General features: G+C 74.1%; 1 protein-coding gene. It reads left to right on the top strand.

Annotated features, from left to right (window positions below):
- Positions 1–173: 173 nt before the first annotated feature.
- Positions 174–1,793, top strand: a 1,620-nt coding sequence (glpK, locus tag H5J30_RS30880) for a glycerol kinase GlpK (protein WP_309505683.1), incomplete at its 3' end; no start/stop codon positions are given.

Genomic DNA, 1,793 nt, shown 5'->3' with positions numbered 1-1,793 from the left:
TCCGGCGCGCTGCGCGAGGACCTGGTGGGGCTGGTGCTCGGCACGGCCCGGTCGGTGTCGCGGGACCTGGGCGCGTCCCGCCGGTGACGACCGCGCGGGGCCCGGCGGACGAGACGGGCTGACGGACGGAAGCGGACGGTACGGAGCGGGCGGGACCGACGAGGGGGGGCGGCGTGGCGCAGCGGTACGTGATGTCGGTGGACCAGGGCACGACGTCCACCCGGTGCATCCTCTTCGACGCCCAGGGCCGGCTGGTCTCCGTGGTGCAGCGCGAGCACAAGCAGCATTTCCCGCGGCCGGGCTGGGTCGAGCACGACGCCGTGGAGATCTGGCGGAACCTGCGCCGGATCATGCCGCGGACCCTCGCGGAGGCGGGCGCGGACGCCGGCCAGGTCGTCGCCCTGGGCATCGCCAACCAGCGGGAGACGACGGTGCTGTGGGACCGGCACACCGGCCGTCCGGTGGCCCGCGCCGTCGTCTGGCAGGACACCCGCACCGACGAGATCGCCGCCCGGCTCGCCCGGGACCCGCGCGCGGACCGGGTGCGCGCGCTGTGCGGGCTGCCGCTGGCCACGTACTTCTCCGCGCCGCGGATCCGCTGGCTGCTGGACGGCGAGCCGCGGCTGCGGGAGCGGGCGGAGCGCGGCGACGTGCTGTTCGGCACGATGGAGAGCTGGCTGATCTGGAACCTGACGGGCGGGCCCGCGGGCGGGCTGCACATCACGGACGTCACCAACGCCAGCCGCACGATGCTGATGAACCTGCGCACCCTGTCGTGGGACGACGAGCTGCTGGACTTCTTCGGCGTGCCGAGGGCGATGCTGCCGGAGATCCGCTCCTCCACGCAGACGTACGGCACGACCACCACCGTGGTCCCCGGCATCCGCATCGCCGCGGCGCTCGGCGACCAGCAGGCGGCGCTCTTCGGCCAGACGTGCTTCGCGCCGGGCGAGGCCAAGTGCACGTACGGTACGGGCAGTTTCCTGCTGCTCAACACCGGCGGGACGCCGGCCGCCTCCCGGCACGGGCTGCTGACGACCGTCGGCTTCAAGATCGGGGACGAGCCGGCGGTGTACGCGCTGGAGGGCTCGATCGCGGTGACGGGGTCGCTGGTGCAGTGGTTCCGGGACGGGCTGCGGCTGATCGGCAGCGCGCCGGAGATCGAGACGCTGGCGCAGACGGTCGACGACAACGGCGGCTGCTACATCGTGCCGGCGTTCTCGGGGCTGTTCGCGCCGCACTGGCACAGCGAGGCGCGGGGTGTGATCGCCGGGCTCACCTCGTACATCACCAAGGGGCATCTGGCGCGGGCGGTGCTGGAGGCGACGGGCTGGCAGACACGGGAGGTGGTCGACGCGATGAACGCCGACTCGGGCCTGACGCTCTCCGGCCTGCGCGTGGACGGCGGCATGACGGCGGACAACCTGCTGATGCAGTTCGTCGCCGACGTCCTCGACGTGCCCGTCGTACGGCCGATGATGGCGGAGACCGTCTCGCTGGGAGCGGCGTACGCGGCCGGGCTCGCGGTCGGCTACTGGCCGGATCTGGAGGGGCTGCGGCGCAACTGGCACCGGGCGGCACAGTGGCTGCCGCAGATGCCGGCGGACCGGCGGGCCGCGGAGTACGCCAACTGGCGCCACGCCGTGGGGCTGACGTTCGGCTGGACCCGGCCGGCGGAGAGCCCGCCGCCGGCGGGGGCCGACGTGGTCGACCTGGTGCTGGCCGACCACCGCAGGGTGGAGCACCTGCTGAGCGCGCTGCGCAGCGAGGAGGCGGACCGGCAGGCGGTGCTG

Origin of the sequence: Streptomyces phytophilus, from assembly GCF_013870535.1 — a bacterium.
Classification (GTDB): Bacteria; Actinomycetota; Actinomycetes; order Streptomycetales; family Streptomycetaceae; genus Streptomyces; species Streptomyces phytophilus.
The sequence above is the reverse complement of the archived record's forward strand: the minus strand, read 5'-3'. Positions and strand labels throughout refer to the sequence as shown.